We start from the raw sequence: 18,236 nt of genomic DNA on the forward strand, positions 1-18,236 counted from the left end.
CCAAGGAGGTGCCGTTCGTGGCATTCCCCGATGACCCGCTAGGCGTCCGCGTCGAGCTGCTGATCGCTGCGACCTGGGTCGACGTGACCGGCGACGTCTTCACCGACAACCCGGTCACCATCACCCGCGGGCGCCCCGACGAGGGCGCCCGCACGGACGCGGCCACGTGCAGCTTCGTCCTGGACAACACCACTGGCCGCTACTCACCCCGCAACCCCCGCAGTGACCTGTACGGGAAGATCGGCCGTAATACGTCCGTCCGTGTCTCCGTGCAGCCCGGCGGGCCGAGCGCACCGCGGTTGGTGCGGTTCATGGGCGAGATACCGGCGTGGCCGGTTGCGTGGGGCTCCGCGTACAACGTGCGGGTATCCGTCACGGCCGCGGGCATCCTGCGCCGCCTGGGCCAGGGTTCCAAGCCCTTGGATTCGACGTTGCGCCGTGCGATTCCCGCCTATGAGCCGCTGGCCTACTGGCCGATGGAGGACGGGGCGAGCGCCACACAGGCCGCCTCTCCCATCGAGGACGTGCGGCCCCTGCTCCTGAGTGGCGCGCGGTGGGCGCAGGCCGACTCACTGCCCAGCAGCGGGCGCCTTCCGACGATCGCCTCTGCGGGCAGCGTGCTGCCGATGATGTACGGGGCCGTGCCCGCCCCGGCCACGCCGCTGGACGGGTGGCACGTCCAGTGGTTGTACCGGCTCGACTCCATACCGGCGGAGCTGCGCACCTTCCTGTGCATCCGCTCAACCGGCACGGTGGCGACCTGGTACATCCAGTCGGCCAACCTGCTTACCCGCGTCATCGGCCGCGACGCGCAGGGCAAAGACGTCATCAACCAAGCCATCGGCACCGGAAACGACCTGTTCAACCAGTGGGTACGCGTCCTGTTCCGGGTCCGGCAGAACGGCCCCGACGTCGAGTGGCGCGTCGAGTGGCGCGACGTCGGGGGCGATGCCGGCGGCTACAGCAACACGTTCCCCGGCAAGATCGGCCGACCGACCGGCGTCGCCTCGCCGCCCGACGGATACAGTCCCCTGCTCGACGGCATGGCGCTGGGACACATCAGCGTCTGGCCGACCGAAACGACCGACGCGTACGGCGGCTCCATCGACGCGTGGGCCGGCGAGTCCGTCGGTAACCGCATGCGGCGCCTCACCCGTGAGGAGGCGGTGCCGCTGGCCTACACCGGCCGTGCCAACACGATTGCCACGGCCGTGGGCGCGCAGTCGGCCGCGACGTTGCTCGACCTGCTGCAAGAGTGTGCGGACGCCGACGGCGGCATCCTGTACGAGCAGCGCGACGCCCTGTCACTGGCCTACCGCACCCGCGCCATGCACTACACCCAGCCTCCGGCGCTCACTCTCGACTACGCCGCACGCGAGGTCGTCGCCCCGCTCGAACCTGTCGACGACGACCAGGCCGTACGCAACGACGTCACCGTGCAGCGCACGGGCGGATCGTCCGCGCGCGCCGTCCTGGAAGTCGGCCCGCTTTCCGTCCTCGGCCCGCCCGACGGCATCGGCCGCTACACCGACCAGCGCACCGTCAACCTGCACACCGACGACCAGTGCGCCCCACACGCGTGGTGGGCACTGCACCGCGGCACGTGGAACGAGGCCCGATATCCCTCCGTGTCCGTCGCCGTGCATGAGGCGCCGCACCTTGCCGAGCAGGTCGCCGCCGTCGACATCGGCGCCCGCGCGCAGATCCTTAACCCGCCGCCATGGCTCCCGCCCGAGCGGGTCGAGCTGCTGGTCGAGGGCTACACCGAAACGCTTGGCGTGCGCACATGGGACGTCGAATTCTCGTGCTCACCGGGCGGGCCGTGGCTGGTCGCCGTGCTCGACGACGCCGAGTACGCAACCGCCGGCCCCGACGGTACGACTCTGGCCGCAGCCGTCGACGAGAAGGCGACCGCGATCAAAGTGCGCGTCAATGCGGGCCCGCCATGGCCCGACGCCAGCACCAGCCCCGACGCGTTCCCCATCGCCATCGACGTCGGGGGCGAGCACCTGCTCCTGACCGCCGCCACCGCGCCCAGCGCCGGCCGCCAGACGCTCACCGTCACGCGCGGCACGAACGGCCTTGCCCTCCCCCACGCCGCGGGCAGCACCGTGCAGCTCGCCCGCCCCGCCCTTGTCGCCCTCTAAGGAGGCTCCCCCCTTGTCCACGCCCGTAGCTCAGTGGCTCCCCGGCATGCAACTGACCGCCGGCCGCCTTCAGTACATGCTGGAGCGGCTTTCCGAGTCCCTGACCGTCACCGCGTACGGAGCCACCGGCACCGGCACCGTCGACGACGCGCCCGCGATCCAAGCCGCGCTGAACGCGGCCCGACTTCGCGGTGGTTGGGTCATCGTCCCGCCGGGCCGGTACCTGCTCGCCACTCTGCCTCTGCGTATCTACGACTCGACCCGCCTCACGTTGCTGCCGGGCGCCCGCTTCATACGCGGAGCGGCCGAAACCGTGCTCATCAACGGCGACGCCGGGCAGGACCGGGGCGGCTACAGCGGCCACGGCAACATCACCATTGAGGGCGGCATCTGGGACTGCCAGGGCACCGCGCCGGGCCTCACAGCCTCGGCGATGTGTATCAGCGTCGGCCACTCCCACGACCTCACCATCCGCGACGTTGAGATCCGCGACGTCTCCGGGTACCACGCCATCGAGATCAACTCGACGAAGCGCGCGACCGTCGACAACTGCCGCTTCCTTGGCTACCGGGACCCCGGGGGCCGCGACTTTTCCGAGGCAATACAGATCGACCTCGCCAAGTCATCGGGGGTCTTCGGCGGTTTCGGTCCCTACGATCACACGCCGTGCGAGGACATTCTCGTGACCGGCTGCTACTTCGGAGCGTCCGGGACGAGCGGCACCACGGCATGGCCGCGCGGGGTCGGCTCGCACTCGGCGACGATCACCAAGTACCACCGCCGCATACGCGTGTCCGACTGCGCTTTCGAGGGCATCACCCAGTACGCCGTCAGTGCCTACAACTGGGAAGACGTCGCCGTGACCGGCTGCAACTTCACTCAGTGCGGATCGGGCGTGCGCTTCCGCACGGTGATCGAGGCCGACACCGAGGACACCAAGCGGCCGGACGGCACCCAGACCAGCGCCTCACAGGCCATGCGCAATCTGACCGTCACCGGCTGCACCTTCCGCCAGGGACAGGGCTACGACGAGCCGATCGTCGCTCTCGGCGAAGCGTCCGGGCAGATCCTGAACCTGACCCTCGGCGACAACGCCATCGACGGCAGCACCACCGCAGAAAACGGCATCCGGCTGCAACAGGTCCAGCGCTTCGCGATCTCCGGTAACTCGGTCTGCAACATCGACGGGACCGCCATTTCCATGGAAAACGCCGAGAACGGAGCCGTGACCGGCAACCACGTCTACGGCTCCGGTGCGCACGGCATCACCGCAGTGAAGTGCACGCACACGTCCCTGACGGGCAACGTCGTGCTCTACCCGGGCGGCAACGGCGTGTTGGTGCAGGACGGCAACAACATCCACATCCGCGACAGCTACATCAAGTCGCCCGGCCGCTCGGCGAACAACACCTACTACGGCATCCGTCTGTCGACCAACGCCTCGTCTGTCTCCCTGTCCGGCAACAAGGTCCGTCCCAACGGGTCGGGCAATGAGGCGATCAACGCTCTGTCGATCACGAACACGTGCTCGCTCATCCACCGGTACGGCAACGACTGGCGCGGCTCGACATGGACGTCGACCGGCTCGGCCGCGGTCGATGACCCGGCGAGCATCAACACCAACACCAGCGCCGCCGACCTCGCCTGATCTCGCCCCCTCACCTCGTACGCCCCGCGCCTCGCGCCGGGGCTTTTTGCATGTCTGGAGACCTCCTATGGCCCCGCCCCTGTCCCCCGCCAAGTTCCGCGCCGCCATCGAGGGCGAGGGCGTCGACGTCGTGGGCGTCGGCAACTGGACGCGCCACAACCGCAACCACAAGGGCCCATGGGGGCCCATGCGGGGCGTCATGATCCACCACACCGTGACGTCCGGCACCGCACACTCGGTCGCCCTGTGCCGCAACGGGCACCCCACCCTGCCCGGCCCCCTGTGCCACGGCGTCATCGACAAGAGCGGGCGCGTGCACCTGGTCGGCTACGGCCGCGCCAACCATGCCGGCCTCGGCGACGACGACGTACTCGCCGCCGTCACCGCGGAACGCACCCTGCCCGCCGACAACGAGGCCAACACCGACGGCAACCGCTACTTCTACGGCTTTGAGTGCGTCAATCTCGGCGACAACCGCGACCCGTGGCCCGAGGTACAGGTCGAGGCCATCGCGCGCGCCGCCGCCGGCATCTGCCGCGCCCACGGCTGGGGCGCCGAGTCCGTAATCGGACACCTGGAGTGGCAGCCAGGCAAGGTCGACCCTCGCGGACCGATCGGCCGCAAGGGCGGGCCCGCGCTCACCATGGCCAAGATCCGCGCCCGCGTCGCCGAGCTGCTCGACGACACCCCGAGCAAGCCGAAGCCGCCCACAAAGTCCGTCGACCTCTCCCTCCTGGTCGCCGCCGCACGGAAGGACCCGGCCAAGGCCGGTACCCCTGTCTCATACGCGGGCGCGCGCATCGTCGAAGACGCCCTCGCCGCCGAGGGCCTGCTCGCTCGGAGGTACGTCGACGGCCATTTCGGCACGACGACCGTCACGGCCTACCGCAAGTGGCAGCAGCGATGCGGGTACAGCGGCGCCGCTGCCGACGGCATCCCGGGCCGCGTCTCCCTCACCGCCCTCGGCCGCGCGCACGGCTTCACCGTCACCGCCTGAACCCCCCTCACTCCTCGCCCGCCGCCACGGTCACCGCGCCGTGGGGCGGGCCCGCACACGAACAGGAGCACCACCCATGACCCCCGAGACCAAGCGCACCGTCCGCACCATCCTGCAAGCGGTCGTCGCCTTCGCCGTTGCGCTGCCCGGCATCGTTTCCGCCTCCGGCGTGCCCGAGTCCCTGCCGTGGGTCGCCGGCGGCCTCGCCGTTGCGGGCGGCCTCGCCCGCGTCATGGCCCTGCCGAGCGTCGAGGCCCTGCTCGACCGCGTCGGCCTCGGCCTGGTCGACGATCCCGACGAGGCCGCCCGGTGAGCATCCCCACCCCGTCCGACCCGGCCGCCGTCGCCGTCGAGCTGGAGCGACTACGCGGCACGATGGAAACGGGTTTCGCCCGAGTCGATGGTGCCCTCGCCTTGCTCGTACAGCGAGGCGACCAGACCGACCGCGCCATCGCCGACCACGAAACCCGCCTCGACGCCCTCGAACGCAACCGGTGGCCGCTGCCCTCCCTGGTCGCCCTGGTCGCCCTGGTCGGCCTCGCCCTGTCTCTGTGGCAGTTCGCCACCCGCACATGAGAAGACGCCCCCCGCACGGCTCTCCAGGCCGTGCGGGGGGCGCTCTGTCGTTCCGGCGCCTACGCCGCGGCGACCAGCTCGCGCGCCCGCTCGTTGAAGTCGGCGACCAGGCGGTGGCCGCCGAAAGGTTTCATGCGTCGCTGAAGATCCTGCACGGCCTCAACCGCCCTCGACGACTTCACCTGTCCCGACAGCCGCAGCGTCCGCAGACCGGCCGCGTACGCCCCGTCAAGGTCACGGCGTTGCAGGTGGGACACGGCGAGCGCCGCTTGAGACATGGCGCCCCGACGAGCCCGGTTCTGCATCTCCGCATGCTCGATCGACCGACGCGCGTGTTCCTCGGCCGCCTTCGCCTCGCCCAAGTCCCGCATGGTGTTCGCGTGCTCGCCGTGCAGGTAGGCCGGATCGATGAACGCCGCCCAATCCGCCTCTTCCGCAAGGTCGGCCCGCTCGTACGCGTGTTCCGACTGCACGACCGCACGGGCCGCCGCCTTCTTGTCGTCGAGCAGGGCATGCGCCCGCGCTTCCAGACACCATAGGTCGGCGAGGCAGGCCGGAGAGTCGGCCTTCGACAAGCCCTGTCGCCCCGCTTGCGCGAGGCGCCGCCCCTCGGCCGGATCACCAAGTAGCGTCGCCTGATCGGCCATGCCAGCAAGCACGTGTGCGCCGAGGGGAGCGTTACGCGACTCCTCCGCGAGGCGTAGCGACTGGATCAAGTAGCGCTGCGCGACGGAGTGTTCGCCGTTGTCGTACGCCATCCAGCCGAGTAGGTAAGTCTGTTCCGCAGCGGCCTCGCACAGTGCTCGCCGCACGGTGTCGTCGTGCGACCGCCGCAACAGCGGATAGACGTGATGGTTCATGTACTCGGCGAGGATCAGGCGCCCGGAGCCTCCGCCCTGTAGTACGTCCATCTTCTGGAACGTGCCGAACATGTTCTTCACTGCGGACACGTCTTCCAGACGCACACGCGGGCCCGGTTCGGGTTCCTGGTCAAGGGTGGCCAACAGCCAGTCCCGCGAGGGACCGACGCCGGCCACTGCGGCGAACGGTGCGGCTGCTAGAAACGCTCGTCGGTCCACGTCAGCTCTCCCCAAGTCGGCGACTACATCCACGGTAGCCGCGAACGATGGGTCGTAGGCGAGGGCCGCATCGGCCGAACTCCCCTCGCCGAGGCCAAGGTCGTACGTCGTGATGCGCCATCCAAACCGATCGGAGAACACGCCGGCGAGAATGTCGGGGATCGGCGCGCGAGGCATTTCACCTTCCAACCATCCCCGGACACGGGTTGCGTTGGGGGCGACGTTGGGTTGTCCCCACTCCTTCGCCTTCGATTGCACCCGCCGGGCCAATTCCTTCCGGCTGATCCCGGAGCGTCCAAGCCAGTACGCAAGCTGCTCATTCGGTGAATTCATTCCCGCACCTCCGCGACCGTGAGCGACGAAAGCGACACCCTTCGACACCCCCCACGACGGTACCCCCCGGTCCGTAACGCATGTTGCCTAGTCAGGTAAACCCATCCACTCGTGAAGCAGCGACGACAGGACGTCGTGACTGCCCGAAGGGGTTACGCATGATCAAGCAACCGCGGAACATGGCGCACTGTGCCGACCCACCGAGCGAGCCCCCGGCACAAGCGATGCTGCCCTCGACTGATGAGGCACCCTCGCAGGCCCGCGCTTACGTGCGCGACGTCCTGAAACACAACGATTTGCCTCTCGCGGATGACCAGCTCGATGCCCTCTTACTCATCGTCTCGGAGCTGACCACCAACGCGTACCGCTACGGAAGCGAGCCCGGCGACTCCATGCTCGTCACGGTGCTGCCCTCACTCACACACGTGCGCGTCGAGGTACACGACACCAGGCGCAAGCGCCCGCACCTGAGAAACGACTCCGGGGAGCGGGCCCGCGGACGCGGTCTGCACATCGTCGACGCTCTCGCCGCGCGCTGGGACGTCGACGACCGACCGTTCGGCAAAGTCGTATGGGCGGAGGTAGAGCGATGATCGAGCAAGGTCTGTCGTTCCGGGCCGTGCCTGGCCCCGGCTTCGTCGCTGGCTGCATCGTATCGACGTGGATGCACACACCCACGGACTCAGAACCGATCGCGTACGCCCTGATCGGTCACGCACCCCCACGGCGCCCAGGGGAGACGACCGAGACCGTCGAAACTGGCCTTATGGGCATGGTCGACGCGATGCGCTTACGCCCCGCCTCGGAGCGGGTGCCGATCGTCGGTGCCCGCCTCATACTCCGCGGGCCGTTCGTCGCCCTCGACTACGGGCACCCCGCCTACACCATGCGGCTACCGCCCACCAGCAACGAATGGCGCGCGCATGTGATCGCCGGCGGGCAAGTGTGCCTGACGATCGGCCTCGACCCGATCCCGCCCGGCGCGGGTCCGGACGCCGTCTCGGTATACCTCGCGCGTGTCGCTGCGACAATCCGCGCCTACATGGGTGCGACGACCATCCGAAACCGGTGAAGGAACGCGTACGCCCACCGACGCCGAAGGAAGCGCCATGCCGCCACCGGCCCCAGGCCACCCCGTGACTGCTGCCGTCCTGATCACCAACCCACGTGACGACCTGCTCATCGTCCACCCATCCAAGGGTGATGCCCCGTGGCAGTTGCCCGGCGGCATCGTCGAACAGGGCGAATCCCCCGTCGACGCCGCCCGCCGCGAGGCACACGAAGAACTCGGCCTCCATCTCGACATCACGGAACACGACCTGCTCGCCGTCGAGTGGCTACAAGCCACCCGCCCCGGCCGCCGCGACCGGCTCGCGTTCCTGTTCGCCGGCCCAGTGCTCCACCCGGCCGACACCGACCGCCTCACCTTGCAGCGCGAAGAACTCGACGCCTGGTGCTGGACAACCCGCACTGGAGCCCAAGAGCTGCTGCACCCCGCAATAGCCGTGCGAATCGCGCGCCCACTCCGGGCCCCCGGAAGCACGGTCTACCGTGAAACCAGACACGAAGGGACGTTATGAACACAAGCGACTTCCCCGCCCGACGGCTGCGCATCGGCACACGCAGCTCACCTCTGGCTCTCGCCCAGGTTGAGCAGGTGTCGGGCCTGCTGCGCAAGATCGAGCACGACCTCGATATCGAGGTCGTGCCTGTCACCACCGAGGCCGACAAGTGGCAAGGCGACCTCGCGCAGCTCGGCGGGAAGGGCCTGTTCGTCCGCGAAATCGACCAGATGTTGCAGCGCGGACAGGTCGACATGGCCGTCCACTGCATCAAGGACGTGCCTGGAGACGTCCCCATGCCGCGCGGCCTGATCTTCGCCGCGTACCTTCCTCGCGACGACGTACGCGACGTGCTGCTCGTACCCGAAGGTTCCGACGTGCAGACGCTCGCTGATCTTCCGCCCGGCGCTTCCGTCGCCACCTCTGCCGTGCGCCGTAAGGCTCAGCTCAACCGCGTACGCCCCGATCTCAACGTCGTACGGGTCCGCGGGCTGGTCGGGACGCGTATCGAAAAGCTCGACGGACGCAAACCCATCGATCACAAGCTAGACGCCATGGTCCTCGCACGGGCAGGGCTCGAACGCCTCGACCTCGGGGGCCGAGCCCGACAGGTGTTCGAGGTCGGCGAGATGCTGCCGGCCGTCGGTGCGGGCGCGCTCGGCCTCGAATGCCGCAAGGATGACGATGCGGTCGCCTACCTGCTTCAGCAGGTCAACCACGAACGCACCATGACAGAGATCACGGCGGAACGAGTGATGCTGCACGGCCTACGGGGGCACTGCAACAGTCCCATTGCGGGGCACTGCATCACGGAACCCGATGGGCAACTCAGCTTGCGCGGCATGGTCTTCTCACGCGACGGTTCCAAGTTCGTTCACGCGCACTTCTGGGGCGAGTCCATGAACGATCCGGCCGTACTCGGCTCGCGCGTCTGCGCTGAACTGCTGCGGCAGGGGGCCCGCAACATCATTGAAGGAATTCCGCACTGACGGTCAATCCCCGAACAGAACGGCCCCGGTACCTACAGCGAGGTACCGGGGCCGTGCTGCCTGCCAGGGAGGCGCGGCAGATTGGGCGTTAGATCGCTCACGTGTTCGATTGCAACCGGCACATCTCCACGACAGGACGCGGCCCCGACCCCCAGGTAGGGGACGGGGCCGCGACTTACAAGCGTCTTGGCAGGTCAGAGGCCTTTCTTACCTTCCTCGACCTCTTCTGCCACTTTGTAGGCAATGCCGTCGAGGATGTCGTGTTCGCTCACCACGACCTCCTCCGCGCCGATCCTTTCCATGATCGCGAGCAGCACCAGCGCGCCCGAGGCGATCACGTCGACGCGGCCCGGGTGCATCGCGGGGATCGCGGCGCGTTCGGCGTGGGTGGCGGCCGTCAGGCGGTGCGTGATGGCGCGCACCTGCTCGTAGGGGAGCCGCGTGTGGTGGATCGCCTCGCTGTCGTACTCCTCCAGGCCGAGCGCGATCGCGGCGACCGTCGTCACCGAGCCCGCGAGGCCGACCAGCGTGCGGGCCTCCTTGAGCGGCACGGTGCGCTCGGCGAGGTCGAGGGCCGCCTCGATGTCCGCGCGGACCGCGTCGAACTGCCCGGGCGCCGGGGGGTCGGCGACCACGCCGTCGTGGACGAGGTGCCGCTCGGTCATGCGGACGCAGCCGACGTCGACCGAGCGGGCCGCACGGACGGAGTCGGTGCCGACGACGAACTCCGTCGAGCCGCCGCCGATGTCCACCACCAGGTAGGGCTTGGCGAGGTCGTCGCGGCCCGTCAGCTCCTTGGTGGCGCCGGTGAAGGAGAACTCGGCCTCCTGGTCGCCGGTGATGACCTCGGGGTCGACGCCGAGGATGTCCCGCACACCTCGTACGAAGTCGTCGCGGTTCTCGGCGTCGCGGGAGGCGGAGGTCGCCACGAAGCGGAGGCGCTCGGCGCCGTGCTCCTTGATGATCCCGGCGTACTCGCGGCAGGCCGCGAAGGTGCGCTCCAGGGCCTCCGGCGCGAGGCGGCCGGTCCTGTCCACGCCCTGGCCGAGGCGGACGATGGTCATCCGGCGGTCGAGGTCGACCAGTTCGCCGGTGGCCGGGTCGGCGTCGGCGACGAGCAGCCGGATGGAGTTGGTGCCGCAGTCGATCGCGGCGACGCGGGTCATTCGGCGCCCCCGTCGGCAGCGTCCTCGGCGGCGCTCGGCGTGACGCAGGGGCCCTTGGCCCACCACTCGGGCAGCATCGCGAGCGCCTCGTCGCCGAGCGGGTTCACGCCGGGGCCCGCGGCCAGGGAGTGGCCGACCAGGACGTGCAGGCACTTCACGCGGTCCGGCATGCCGCCCGCGCTGGGGAAGCCCTCCAGGACCTCGATGGCGTCGCGGCGCGCGATGTAGTCCTCGTGCGCGGCGCGGTACGCGGCGGCGAGTTCCGGGTCCGTCTTGAGCCGCTCCGACATCTCCTTCATGACGCCGTTGGCCTCCAGCGTGCCGATCGCGGACGCGGCCCGCGGGCAGGTGAGGTAGTACGTCGTCGGGAACGGCGTCCCGTCCGGGAGCCGCGGCGCCGTCTCGACGACGTCCGGCTGCCCGCAGGGACAACGGTGCGCGATGGCCCGCAGCCCGCGGGGCGGACGGCCGAGCTGCTCCTTGAAGGCCTCGACATCGGCGTCGGTGGGCTCGGTGCGCGGGGTGGTCGGCGGGGGCGTGTGCATGCCTGTCTTTCCATCAGGTGGTCGATCGCCGGCGCGATCGAGACGGTGGTGCGTCGGGGCGGTCGAGGGGGCTACTCGCCGGGGCGATGGGAGTCGGCCGTCAGGGCGGTCGACGCCGGGCGTCGTGACGAGCGAGAGGTCGGGCGTCGGGGCGGTCGGAAACGGCCGTCGGGGGCGGGCGAGAGGTCGGGCGTCGAGATGGTCGGAGTCGGGCGTCGGGCGAGCGGCATCGGGCTAGCGGAGGCGGTTGGCGGGGCGGTGGGGTCAGTTGGTGGGGCGGTCGGCCTTGTCCACGCTGTCCCAGACGTTCGAGTACCAGGGGCGTGACGCCGCGCCCTGGTCCGCGCGCCGGGTCTTCGCCGCCGACGGGTCGATCACCGTGAAGCCGGTCTCGCCCGGCATCACGTAGTGCAGGCGGTGCCGGATGCGCTGCTCGGCGTACGCGTCGTCCTGCCAGCGGGCCTTCTCGTCGCGGAGCTTCTCCACGTCGGCCCGGTGCTCGGTCTGCTGCCGGCGCAGGTTGTCGATCTCGGTGCGCTGGGAGACGTACTGCCTTATCGGGTACGCGAGCACCACGACCAGCGAGCAGAGCACCAGCGCGAGGAGCGCGGCCCGGCCGGTGAGCCGGGAGCGGCGGGCCTGGCGCTTGGTCTGGGAGCGGTAGACGCGCTCGGCGGTCTGCTCGCCGAGCAGCCGTAGCCGGGTAGCCGTGGAGAACCGGTCCCTGGTCCCGGCCTTGGCCATGGTTCCGCCTCCCCGAAGCAGCGCGTGCACGTGACTACGTCCCCGCACACGGTACGGGACCGGGTGCGGGGACGTAGGTAACCGGGCATTACGCCTGCGGCACGGCTCAGCCCTTGTAGCGCGGGAAGGCGCTGCGGCCCGCGTACACGGCGGCGTCGTCGAGGATCTCCTCGATGCGCAGGAGCTGGTTGTACTTGGCGACGCGCTCGGAGCGGGCCGGGGCGCCGGTCTTGATCTGGCCGCAGTTGGTGGCGACGGCCAGGTCGGCGATGGTGACGTCCTCGGTCTCACCGGAGCGGTGGGACATCATGCACTTGAAGCCGTTGCGCTGGGCCATCTCGACGGCGTCCAGCGTCTCGGTCAGCGAACCGATCTGGTTGACCTTGACCAGCAGGGCGTTCGCGGACTTCTCCTCGATGCCGCGGGCCAGGCGCTCCGGGTTGGTGACGAACAGGTCGTCGCCCACCAGCTGGACCTTCTCGCCGAGCTGCTCGGTGATGGCGTTCCAGCCGGCCCAGTCGTCCTCGAACAGCGGGTCCTCGATGGAGACGAGCGGGTACGCGGCGACGAGCTCCGCGTAGTACTCGGTCATCTCGGCGGCCGAGCGGGTCTTGCCCTCGAACTCGTACGAGCCGTCCTTGTAGAACTCGGACGCGGCGACGTCGAGGGCGAGCGCGATCTGCTCGCCGGGGACGTAGCCGGCCTCCTTGATGGCCTCGAGGATGAGGTCCAGGGCGGCGCGGTTGGAGTCGAGGTTCGGCGCGAAGCCGCCCTCGTCGCCGAGGCCGGTGGCCAGGCCCTTGCTCTTCAGGACCTTCTTCAGCGTGTGGTAGACCTCGGTGCCCCAGCGCAGGGCCTCGGAGAAGGACTCCGCGCCGATCGGGGCGATCATGAACTCCTGGATGTCGACGTTGGAGTCGGCGTGCGACCCACCGTTCAGGATGTTCATCATCGGGACGGGCAGCAGGTGCGCGTTCGGACCGCCGAGGTAGCGGAAGAGCGGCAGGTCGCTGGCCTCGGACGCGGCGTGCGCGACGGCGAGCGAGACGCCGAGGATGGCGTTGGCGCCGAGCGAGCCCTTGTTGTCGGTGGCGTCCAGGTCGAACATGGCCTGGTCGATCAGGCGCTGCTCGGTGGCGTCGTAGCCGACGAGCTCCGGGCCGATCTGCTCGATGACGGCGAGGACGGCCTTCTCCACGCCCTTGCCCATGTAACGGTTGGGGTCACCGTCACGGAGTTCGATGGCCTCGAAGGCTCCGGTGGAGGCACCGGACGGGACGGCGGCACGACCCGTGCTGCCGTCGTCGAGGCCGACCTCGACCTCGACCGTGGGGTTGCCTCGGGAGTCCAGGATTTCCCGGGCTACGACGACGTCGATGGACGGCACGAGCATCTCCTTCTGGGATGTGACGCGTTTACGCGGGGCCGCTTCGGCCCTGCGTCTCCTGAGCCTAACCGGCCCGGAGCCTTCGGCCAGCCGACCGCCCGCCCCGTGGGACGCACGAGCGCCCAAATACCGGGGAAACGGGACGGAAGCCCGCGTTTCTACTGACCAGTAGCTCGCTGAAGGCGAACAGCCGGGGGCGACCAGCCGGGGGCCGGGGGCGGACATACCCCCGCCCCGGTGCGTACGGGGGATACGCGCACCGGGGCGGGGAGCCCGTGGGGACGGGGGTACGGCCGTGCGTCCGCCGAGGCACGGCCGTGGCCGCGCGGGTCAGCTCAGGTGGAGCTGCTGGCCCGGGTAGATGAAGTCGGCGTTGTCGATGATGTCGCCGTTGAGCTTGTAGACCTTCTGCCAGCCGCCCTTGACGTCGTGCGACTCGGCGATCTTCGACAGGGTGTCGCCCGTCTTGACCTTGTACTCGCCGTCGCCCTTCTCGACCTTCTTGCCGGTCGGGGTCTCGACGGTCTTCTTGGTCTGGGTCTGCGGCGCGGGCTGCGGCTTCGGCGCGGCCTGCTCCTGCGGGGCGGCCTGCTGCTGCGGGGCCTGCTGCTGCGTCTTCTGCGGCTGCGGCTTGGTCTGCTGCTGCGGGGCCTGCTGCTGGGCGCCGCCGCCACCGGAGGCGTTGGAGAGGCCGACACCACAGCTCGGCCAGGCACCCTTGCCCTGGCCCGCGAGGACCTTCTCGGCGATCTCGATCTGCTGGGCCTTGGAGGCCTTGTCGGCGCTGGACGCGTACTTGGTGCCGCCGTACGCGGCCCAGGTGGACGGCGAGAACTGCAGGCCGCCCTGGTAGCCGTTGCCGGTGTTGATGGACCAGTTGCCGCCCGACTCGCACTGGGCGACGGCGTCCCACTCGGAGGCGGTGGCGGCCGAGGCCGAACCGGCGGCCATCAGCGGGGCCGCCACGGCGGCACCGGTGACACCGGCGAGCGTGACGACACGGGTGGCCTTGGACGGACGGCGGTGCTTGCCCTTGCTGGAAAACAGCATGAGTTGATCCCCTCACCGACGCCTGCGAGGTGAGCTGTCGGGTTCGGGCCAGTGAAGTTGCCCGGCCGCACTCTCCCGAGTGCGGCTCCACCCCTAGCCGGTCCGTACGTCCCGCTCCTGTTCGGAGCCGAACTTCCGGGCCCGGCACTTACCTTGGGTCCCCCGCTCCTGCCTACGGCGCTCGAAGCGACGATTGTTCCCGTCCGGCCGTTGGCAGGATTCGGCGTACCGACCGGCGGGGCCCACCAATGGCGAGCGGTCACGACCGTAGACAGGGGACCACCCGAATTTCAAAGACGATCAGGGCTTCTGAGACCCATCTCTCACTCGCGCCAAAACGGGCATTCGACGCGAAGTACCCCGCCGACGCATCGTCAACTACCCCTATTTTTCGCCCAAATCGAGGCTCTGACCGGGGAGAATGAGGTCCGGGTCGTCCCCGACGGTCTTCTTGTTCTCGGTGTAGAGCCTGGACCAACCGCCGTCCACACCGTGGTCGTCGGCGATCGCCGAGAGGTTGTCGCCGGAGCGGACCGTGTACGTCCCGTCGGCCGGCTTGTCCGTCCGCTCGTGGCCGCGCGAGGCGTGCCGGCCCGAACGGTCGCCGGAGGCACTCCCGTCGGCGCCCGAACCGCTCTCCCGCGCGCTGCCGCCGCGGTGCCGGCCGGTGGAGGAAGCGGAGTCCTCGTCCCTGCCCGTGGGCGAAGTGCTCTCGCCGTCCGCGGACTCGTCCGAGCCGTCCGGCGCGCCCTTCTCCGCCTTGCCGCCGGGCTCCGCCTCGTCGGCCTTGCCGTCCTTGCTGTCCTCGCTGTCCTTCTTGCCGGACTTGTCGTGATCCTTCTCTCGGTCGGAACCGGAGTCGGAACCGGAGTCCGGCGTGTCGCTCGCGTCGTCGGAGGGCTCCGCGCTGTCCGACGCGTCGTCCGAGGGCTTCTCCTCGCCCTCTGACGCGTCGTCGGACGACTCGTCCTTCTTCTCGGAGTCCCCCGTCTTCGCGGAGTCCTCCTCCTTCTTCTCCGACTTCTCCGAGCCGGACGAATCCGTGGGCGCGGGGACGATCGGGTTGCCGGGGTCCACGTCGGCCTCGGCGCCGTCGTCCGTGAGGCCGGCGATCGGGGCGCAGCTCGGCCACGCCTCGGGGCCCTGCCCGTTCAGGACGCGCTCGGCCACGGCTATCTGCTGGGACTTGGAGGCCTGGTCGGCGCTGGGCGCGTAGACGAGGCCGCCGTTGGCCTCCCAGGTCTCCTGGGAGAGCTGGAGCCCTCCGTAGTAACCGTTGCCGGGGTTGGCGCTCCACGCGCCGCCGCTCTCGCACTCGGCGAGCTTGTCCCACGTCACCGTGGGAGCGGCGCTCGCGCTGGTCGCTCCGAGGAGCGGGATGGCGATGGCGGATCCGGTGACTCCTGCCGCGACGATGAGGACCGGGGCCTGGCGGGGGCGTCGGTGACGACCATTGCCGGAGAGCATGCGGTTGCCTTTCGGGAGACTTGTGCGGCGACCGGGCAACGGGGTGCCCGAGTCGACGTGAACGTAGCCGCAGTCGAACGCTTGTCACAAGTCGATGCAGCGGAGATCACGTGAAAGTCACAATCGTGACGCCCCGTCAGTTGTGGGCCCTCCCCTGTGCGGATGTGAACTCCACCGGCAGCGTCCGCAGTCCGCGCATGATGAGCCCGCCACGCCACCGCAAATCCGACGGATCGACCGCCAGTTGCAGGTCAGGAAGGCGTCGGAGCAGCGTCGCGAGGGCGGTTCTGCCCTCCAGACGGGCGAGCGGTGCGCCCAGGCAGTAGTGGATTCCGTGGCCGTATCCGAGGTGCTGGTTGTCGCGGCGCGACAGGTCCAGGGTGTCCGGGTGCTCGAACCGCTCGGGGTCGCGGTCGGCGGCGGCGAGGACGACGAGGACGGGGTCGCCCGCGGCGATGCGCTGCCCGCCGATGGTCAGCGCCTCGGTGGCGAACCGCCAGGTGGCGAGCTCCACGGGCCCGTCGAAGCGCAGGAGTTCCTCGACGCCGGTCTCCAGGAGCCCGGTGTCGCCTTCGGCCAGCGCCTTCTGGAGGCGTTCGCGCTGCTCGGGGTGGGTCAGGAGGGCGTACACGCCGTTGCCGATGAGGTTGACGGTGGTCTCGAAGCCGGCGAAGAGCAGGATGAAGGCCATGGCGGCGGCCTCGTTCTCCGTGAGGTGCTCGCCGTGGTCGGAGGCGCGGATCAGGCCGGAGATGAGGTCGTCGCCCGGGTCGAGGCGCTTGCGGTGGATCAGCTCGGCGAGATAGCCGCGCATCTTCTTCACCGACCGGGCCACGCCGCCCCTCGGGCCCCCGCCGTGACGGATCATCATGCCCGCCCAGTCGCGGAAGTCGTCCTGGTCCTCGCGGGGGACGCCGAGCAGGTCGCAGATGGCGTAGATGGGGAGCGGGAAGGCGAACTCGTGGATGAGGTCGGCCGCCCCCTTCTTCTCGCCGTCCTTGCCGTCCCCGCCGTCCTGGCCCTCCTTGCCGTCCTCGCCTGCCTCACCGCCCTCACCGGCCTTCTCCAGGATCGCGTCGATGAGGGCGTCCGTCAGCTCCTGCACCCGCGGGGCGAACTCCGCCACGCGGCGCGGCGTGAACGCCTTCGCGACGAGCCTGCGCAGGCGGGTGTGGTCCGGCGGGTCGATGTTGAGCAGATGCGTCATCAGCTCGGCCTTGCGCTCGCCCGGAATGCCGGTCTTGCCCTTGGCGTGCGCGGGCTCGTCGTGATGGGCGGGGTTCTTGCTGAGCCGCTGGTCGGCGAGGGCGTCCTTGGCGTCGGCGTACCGCGTGACGAGCCATGCCTCCACCCCGCTGGGCAGCGTGGTCCTGTGCACGGGCGAGTTCTCCCGCAGCCAGGCGTACGCGGGGTAGGGGTCGGTGGCGAACTCCCAGGTGAAGAGCTCGGGCCCCTGCTCGCCCCGCTGCGGGGCGCTCGCGGCGCTGGGCCCGGTCATCGGCGCTCCGCCCCCTCGGCGGCCAGAACGGCGTCCCGGTAGGCCCGTGCGGCGACCCGCAGTGCCGACTCGGGGTCCACGCCCTCGGCCTCCGCGCGCAGGGCGAGCGCGAGGAGTTCGTAGGCGATGCCCTCGCCCTGGGGCACCTGGACCCGGAGGCCGGCCGTCCGCGCCCGCGAGGCCAGCTTCGCCGCGAGGGCCAGGCTCGGCTGGCCCAGCGGGACGCCCTCCGTCACCGACGTGCGCTGCTTCTCCTCGGCCTTGGTGCGCCGCCAGTGCTCCTTGACCTCCTCCGGCGTCTGCGCGGAGTCGTCGCCGAAGACGTGCGGGTGGCGGTGGATGAGCTTCTCGACGATGGTGCCCGCGACGTCGTCGACGGAAAACGGGCTCTCCGGGTCCTCCTGGGCGATACGGGCGTGGAAGACCACCTGGAGCAGCACGTCGCCGAGCTCCTCGCGCAGTTCCTCCCTGTCGCCCGCCTCGATCGCCTCGACCAGTTCGTACGCCTCCTCGATCGCGTACTTCACCAGGCCCTTGTGCGTCTGCCGCGAGGACCAGGGGCACTCCTCGCGGATGCGGTCCATCACCTGGACCAGGTCGAGCAGGCGCGCGCCCGGCAGGTCGTACGAGGCGGGGAGCAGCTCCAGGTCCGGCATGGCGACGCGGCCCGAACCCGCGAGGCGCGCCAGGCCGTCGGTGAGGCCGCGGTCGCCCTCGGCCGTGGCGACGACCAGGACCGTACGGCCGCCCGCGCAGGCCTCGACCAGCTCATCGGCGGTGGGCGTGGCGTGCGTGACGCTCACGCCCGCCTCACGCAGGTACGGGAGCTGGGGGTGCCGCGCGTCGCCGCAGACCACCTCGTCGGCGCCGTGCAGGGCCTGCCAGGCGGGCCAGGACAGGAGGCCGGGCGCGACGCGGTGGCTGGTGGTCAGGAGGATGACGCGGCCGACGGAGGGGGCGGCGGCCGGGGGCGTGGTCTCGGTCTCGTTCACCCGTCGAACGTAACCCGCCCCGCCGGCCCACCGGACGCCGCCGCCCTGCCGGGCCC

The 18,236-nt window shown here is 70.1% G+C and carries 18 protein-coding genes and 1 riboswitch; of the genes, 9 read left to right on the plus strand and 9 right to left on the minus strand.

The window, feature by feature from the left end:
• Nucleotides 1–17 precede the first annotated feature (17 nt).
• The 5 genes from ACZ6JY_RS13040 (at nucleotide 18) to ACZ6JY_RS13060 (ending at nucleotide 5,368) form a co-directional block, all read left to right on the plus strand.
• Entirely contained in the window at nucleotides 18–2,147 is a 2,130-nt protein-coding gene (locus ACZ6JY_RS13040; protein WP_469195291.1) for a hypothetical protein, read from the plus strand.
• A 13-nt stretch (nucleotides 2,148–2,160) separates the two neighbouring features.
• Nucleotides 2,161–3,795: a right-handed parallel beta-helix repeat-containing protein gene (locus ACZ6JY_RS13045; protein WP_469195293.1), complete on the plus strand. Its 1,635-nt coding sequence runs from the start codon at nucleotides 2,161–2,163 to the stop codon at nucleotides 3,793–3,795.
• 67 nt (nucleotides 3,796–3,862) lie between these two features.
• Complete coding sequence (locus ACZ6JY_RS13050) at nucleotides 3,863–4,792, plus strand: N-acetylmuramoyl-L-alanine amidase (RefSeq protein ID WP_469195295.1); 930 nt, start codon at nucleotides 3,863–3,865, stop codon at nucleotides 4,790–4,792.
• A gap of 76 nt (nucleotides 4,793–4,868) precedes the next feature.
• Nucleotides 4,869–5,105, plus strand: a complete 237-nt coding sequence (locus ACZ6JY_RS13055) for a hypothetical protein (RefSeq protein ID WP_469195297.1) — start codon at nucleotides 4,869–4,871, stop codon at nucleotides 5,103–5,105.
• The gene (locus tag ACZ6JY_RS13060) at nucleotides 5,102–5,368 is read left to right on the plus strand and encodes a hypothetical protein (protein ID WP_469195299.1); all 267 of its coding nucleotides are present in this window, start codon (nucleotides 5,102–5,104) and stop codon (nucleotides 5,366–5,368) included. The genes ACZ6JY_RS13055 and ACZ6JY_RS13060 overlap by 4 nt, the downstream gene beginning before the upstream one ends.
• Before the next feature lie 59 nt (nucleotides 5,369–5,427).
• On the opposite strand, the gene ACZ6JY_RS13065 is transcribed toward ACZ6JY_RS13060, so the two are convergent.
• Nucleotides 5,428–6,780 carry a transcriptional regulator gene (locus ACZ6JY_RS13065; RefSeq protein WP_469195301.1) on the minus strand — a complete coding sequence of 451 codons (1,353 nt, stop codon included), beginning with the start codon at nucleotides 6,778–6,780 and terminating at the stop codon, nucleotides 5,428–5,430.
• Between the two features lie 158 nt (nucleotides 6,781–6,938).
• Here ACZ6JY_RS13065 and ACZ6JY_RS13070 point away from each other — a divergent pair, with 158 nt between their 5' ends.
• The 4 genes from ACZ6JY_RS13070 (at nucleotide 6,939) to hemC (ending at nucleotide 9,331) form a co-directional block, all read left to right on the plus strand.
• On the plus strand, nucleotides 6,939–7,373 hold the full coding sequence (locus ACZ6JY_RS13070) for an ATP-binding protein (RefSeq protein ID WP_469195302.1): 435 nt from the start codon (nucleotides 6,939–6,941) through the stop codon (nucleotides 7,371–7,373).
• Nucleotides 7,370–7,852 carry a hypothetical protein gene (locus ACZ6JY_RS13075; RefSeq protein ID WP_469195304.1) on the plus strand — a complete coding sequence of 161 codons (483 nt, stop codon included), beginning with the start codon at nucleotides 7,370–7,372 and terminating at the stop codon, nucleotides 7,850–7,852. The genes ACZ6JY_RS13070 and ACZ6JY_RS13075 overlap by 4 nt, the downstream gene beginning before the upstream one ends.
• Before the next feature lie 64 nt (nucleotides 7,853–7,916).
• A complete protein-coding gene (locus ACZ6JY_RS13080; protein ID WP_469195306.1) occupies nucleotides 7,917–8,360 on the plus strand; it encodes an NUDIX domain-containing protein in 444 nt (147 codons plus the stop codon).
• Nucleotides 8,357–9,331 carry a hydroxymethylbilane synthase gene (gene hemC / locus ACZ6JY_RS13085; protein WP_469195308.1) on the plus strand — a complete coding sequence of 325 codons (975 nt, stop codon included), beginning with the start codon at nucleotides 8,357–8,359 and terminating at the stop codon, nucleotides 9,329–9,331. Before ACZ6JY_RS13080 ends, hemC begins: the two co-directional genes overlap by 4 nt.
• A gap of 194 nt (nucleotides 9,332–9,525) precedes the next feature.
• Here hemC and ACZ6JY_RS13090 read toward each other — a convergent pair whose 3' ends face one another.
• From ACZ6JY_RS13090 to ACZ6JY_RS13125, 8 genes are all read right to left on the minus strand, one after another.
• Nucleotides 9,526–10,497: a Ppx/GppA phosphatase family protein gene (locus ACZ6JY_RS13090; protein ID WP_469195310.1), complete on the minus strand. Its 972-nt coding sequence runs from the start codon at nucleotides 10,495–10,497 to the stop codon at nucleotides 9,526–9,528.
• The gene (locus ACZ6JY_RS13095; protein WP_469195312.1) at nucleotides 10,494–11,042 is read right to left on the minus strand and encodes a DUF501 domain-containing protein; all 549 of its coding nucleotides are present in this window, start codon (nucleotides 11,040–11,042) and stop codon (nucleotides 10,494–10,496) included. The genes ACZ6JY_RS13090 and ACZ6JY_RS13095 overlap by 4 nt, the downstream gene beginning before the upstream one ends.
• Nucleotides 11,043–11,306: 264 nt before the next feature.
• Nucleotides 11,307–11,786, minus strand: coding sequence for an FtsB family cell division protein (locus ACZ6JY_RS13100; RefSeq protein WP_469195314.1), 480 nt, complete (start codon nucleotides 11,784–11,786; stop codon nucleotides 11,307–11,309).
• Nucleotides 11,787–11,892: 106 nt separating this feature from the next.
• Complete coding sequence (eno, locus tag ACZ6JY_RS13105) at nucleotides 11,893–13,173, minus strand: phosphopyruvate hydratase (RefSeq protein WP_469195316.1); 1,281 nt, start codon at nucleotides 13,171–13,173, stop codon at nucleotides 11,893–11,895.
• Between the two features lie 330 nt (nucleotides 13,174–13,503).
• The gene (locus tag ACZ6JY_RS13110; RefSeq protein WP_469195317.1) at nucleotides 13,504–14,223 is read right to left on the minus strand and encodes a transglycosylase family protein; all 720 of its coding nucleotides are present in this window, start codon (nucleotides 14,221–14,223) and stop codon (nucleotides 13,504–13,506) included.
• Between the two features lie 4 nt (nucleotides 14,224–14,227).
• Nucleotides 14,228–14,413, minus strand: a riboswitch (cyclic di-AMP (ydaO/yuaA leader).
• A 194-nt stretch (nucleotides 14,414–14,607) separates the two neighbouring features.
• Entirely contained in the window at nucleotides 14,608–15,690 is a 1,083-nt protein-coding gene (locus ACZ6JY_RS13115) for a transglycosylase family protein (RefSeq protein WP_469195319.1), read from the minus strand.
• A 136-nt stretch (nucleotides 15,691–15,826) separates the two neighbouring features.
• Nucleotides 15,827–17,188, minus strand: a complete 1,362-nt coding sequence (locus tag ACZ6JY_RS13120) for a cytochrome P450 family protein (RefSeq protein ID WP_469195321.1) — start codon at nucleotides 17,186–17,188, stop codon at nucleotides 15,827–15,829.
• Nucleotides 17,185–18,180, minus strand: coding sequence for a nucleoside triphosphate pyrophosphohydrolase (locus ACZ6JY_RS13125; RefSeq protein WP_469195323.1), 996 nt, complete (start codon nucleotides 18,178–18,180; stop codon nucleotides 17,185–17,187). Before ACZ6JY_RS13125 ends, ACZ6JY_RS13120 begins: the two co-directional genes overlap by 4 nt.
• Nucleotides 18,181–18,236 lie beyond the last annotated feature (56 nt).

The organism is Streptomyces sp. NPDC046335 (assembly GCF_055587985.1).